Annotated in this window: 4 protein-coding genes, 1 tRNA gene and 1 pseudogene; all 6 read left to right on the top strand. The window is 53.5% G+C overall.

Going from position 1 to position 2,787, the window contains the following annotated elements:
* Positions 1-80 precede the first annotated feature (80 nt).
* A pseudogene (locus ACIGDJ_RS28000) lies at positions 81-254 on the top strand (elongation factor Tu); the annotation flags it as partial.
* Positions 255-307: 53 nt separating this feature from the next.
* A tRNA-Trp gene (locus ACIGDJ_RS28005) sits at positions 308-383 on the top strand.
* 45 nt (positions 384-428) lie between these two features.
* Complete coding sequence (secE, locus tag ACIGDJ_RS28010) at positions 429-797, top strand: preprotein translocase subunit SecE (RefSeq protein ID WP_064589465.1); 369 nt, start codon at positions 429-431, stop codon at positions 795-797.
* A gap of 9 nt (positions 798-806) precedes the next feature.
* Positions 807-1,340, top strand: a complete 534-nt coding sequence (nusG, locus tag ACIGDJ_RS28015; RefSeq protein WP_007957598.1) for a transcription termination/antitermination protein NusG — start codon at positions 807-809, stop codon at positions 1,338-1,340.
* A 118-nt stretch (positions 1,341-1,458) separates the two neighbouring features.
* Entirely contained in the window at positions 1,459-1,890 is a 432-nt protein-coding gene (rplK, locus tag ACIGDJ_RS28020; protein WP_397504706.1) for a 50S ribosomal protein L11, read from the top strand.
* Positions 1,890-2,585, top strand: a complete 696-nt coding sequence (rplA, locus tag ACIGDJ_RS28025; protein ID WP_397480317.1) for a 50S ribosomal protein L1 — start codon at positions 1,890-1,892, stop codon at positions 2,583-2,585. The genes rplK and rplA overlap by 1 nt, the downstream gene beginning before the upstream one ends.
* Positions 2,586-2,787 lie beyond the last annotated feature (202 nt).

Below are 2,787 nucleotides of genomic sequence, written 5' to 3' on the forward strand. Positions count from 1 at the left end.
AAATAAAAAACGAACAACGAGAACTACACAATCAGAACAACAAATTCAAAACACCACACTAATACTAACTTACTAATTAAGTAACTAGTAACTGCGAGCTGCCAGAAGGCGTTGAAATGGTAATGCCAGGTGACAACATTCAGATGACTGTTACCCTGATCAAAACCATCGCGATGGAAGACGGTCTGCGTTTCGCTATCCGTGAAGGCGGTCGTACCGTCGGCGCTGGCGTCGTAGCCAAAATCATCGAATAAGCGGTTGTAATGTATTTTTCGGGCCGGCATAATGGTCGGCCTGATTTTGTTTTAGGTCAGTAGCTCAATTGGCAGAGCGACGGTCTCCAAAACCGTAGGTTGGGGGTTAGATTCCCTCCTGACCTGCCAGATTCACTTGGTGTGTCTGGCTTTCTTTTCACAGGATCTTCATAGATGACTCCTAAGGCTGAAGCTCAAGGCTCTCGCTTCGATCTGCTCAAGTGGCTTGTAGTAGTCGCTTTGGTAGTTGTTGGCGTTGTTGGCAATCAGTATTACGCTGCTTCGCCGATCCTGTACCGTGTACTCGCTTTGCTTGTCATCGCTGCTGTAGCTGCCTTTGTAGGCCTGCAAACCGCGAAGGGCAAGTCTTTCTTTGTACTGGTTAAGGAAGCTCGCACCGAGATTCGTAAAGTCGTGTGGCCAACGCGCCAAGAAACCACGCAGACCACGCTGATTGTCGTGGCTGTTGTTCTGGTTATGGCGTTGCTGTTGTGGGGTCTAGATTCCCTGCTCGGTTGGCTTGTTTCCTTGATTGTCGGCTAAGGGTGTCCCGTGGCTAAGCGTTGGTATGTTGTGCATGCTTACTCGGGTTACGAGAAGCATGTGATGCGCTCGCTGATCGAGCGCGTAAAGCTGGCTGGCATGGAAGATGGCTTCGGCGAGATTCTGGTTCCCACTGAAGAAGTGGTTGAGATGCGCAACGGCCAGAAGCGCAAAAGCGAGCGCAAGTTCTTCCCTGGCTATGTGCTGGTCCAGATGGATATGAATGAGGGTACTTGGCACTTGGTCAAGGATACTCCTCGGGTGATGGGTTTCATCGGCGGGACCGCTGACAAGCCTGCGCCAATTACTGATAAAGAGGCAGAAGCGATTCTGCGTCGCGTTGCTGACGGTAGCGACAAGCCGAAGCCGAAGACGTTGTTCGAGCCAGGCGAGACGGTACGTGTCAATGACGGTCCATTCGCCGATTTCAACGGCGTTGTGGAAGAAGTTAACTACGAAAAGAGCCGGATCCAAGTGGCGGTGCTCATTTTCGGACGCTCTACTCCGGTGGAGCTCGAGTTCAGTCAGGTCGAAAAGGTCTAACTGGACAAGTAATCCCAACCCCGCAGCCCTAGGTTGTGGGGTTTTGTCGTCACTGGGATAAACGCGCAAGTAACCGGGGAGCCTTTAGAGGCGTTCGAACCCGTAATTGGAGTGCCTCATGGCCAAGAAGATTACCGCTTACATCAAGCTGCAAGTGAAGGCCGCTCAGGCTAACCCAAGCCCACCTGTTGGTCCTGATCTGGGTAAGCACGGCGTGAACATCATGGAATTCTGCAAGGCCTTCAACGCCCGTACTCAGGGTCTTGAGCCAGGTCTTCCGACTCCAGTGATCATCACTGTCTACAGCGACCGTAGCTTCACTTTCGAAACCAAATCCACCCCTGCTTCGGTTCTGCTGAAGAAGGCGGCCGGTCTGACCAGCGGCTCCGCTCGTCCGAACACCGTTAAGGTTGGCACCGTTACCCGTGCTCAGCTGGAAGAAATCGCGAAAACCAAATACGCGGATCTGACTGCAGCTGATATGGATGCAGCCGTGCGTACTATCGCCGGTTCTGCTCGTAGCATGGGCCTTAACGTGGAGGGTGTGTAATGGCTAAGCTGACCAAGCGTCAAAAGGCTATCGCCAGCAAAATCGAAGCAGGCAAGGCCTACAACATTGTAGACGCTGCTGCTCTGCTGGCTGAGCTGTCGACTGTCAAGTTCAGCGAGTCGTTCGACGTTGCTGTAAACCTGGGTGTAGACCCGCGTAAATCTGACCAGGTTGTTCGTAGCGCTACCGTGCTGCCGCACGGCACTGGCAAGACTGTTCGCGTTGCAGTGTTCACCCAGGGTCCAGCTGCCGAGGCCGCTTTGGCTGCCGGCGCTGACCGTGTAGGCATGGACGACCTGGCTGCCGAAATGAAAGGCGGCGACCTGAACTACGACGTAGTTATCGCATCTCCGGATGCTATGCGCGTTGTTGGTCAGTTGGGTCAGATCCTCGGTCCACGTGGTCTGATGCCTAACCCTAAAGTTGGTACCGTGACTCCAGACGTAGCTACCGCGGTTAAAAACGCCAAGGCTGGTCAGGTTCGTTATCGCACCGACAAAAACGGCATCATCCACACCTCCGTTGGCAAGATCGGTTTCGACGCCGTCAAGCTGAAGGAAAACGTTGAAGCCCTGATCGCTGACCTGAAGCGTATCAAGCCAGCTTCTTCGAAAGGTATCTACGTCAAGCGCGTTACCCTGAGCACCACTATGGGCCCAGGTCTGGTTATCGACCAGAGCTCGCTGGACGCGTAAGACACGGATTGGCGCGAGAGATCGCGTCAATTGAAAAATTGGGGTCCCTGCCTGGCGGGGGCTATCCAAGACCGTAGGCGGCGCAAGTCTTAAACCATCAGCCTACGCAGATGGTGCTCCCGGTTCCTTACCGAATCAGACACCAAAACGACATTCGGTTTCGATCGAATGAAACGGTAACAAGCAGGAGTTAAACCCGTGG

It is taken from the genome of Pseudomonas sp. NPDC079367, assembly GCF_044542195.1.
Classification (GTDB): Bacteria; Pseudomonadota; Gammaproteobacteria; order Pseudomonadales; family Pseudomonadaceae; genus Aquipseudomonas.

What these genes read in the sequence shown, in the direction of transcription:
- rplA (WP_397480317.1), top strand. Translation starts at nt 1,890, where the DNA reads ATGGCTAAGCTGACCAAGCGTCAAAAGGCTATCGCCAGCAAAATCGAA.
- secE (WP_064589465.1), top strand. Translation starts at nt 429, where the DNA reads ATGACTCCTAAGGCTGAAGCTCAAGGCTCTCGCTTCGATCTGCTCAAG.
- rplK (WP_397504706.1), top strand. Translation starts at nt 1,459, where the DNA reads ATGGCCAAGAAGATTACCGCTTACATCAAGCTGCAAGTGAAGGCCGCT.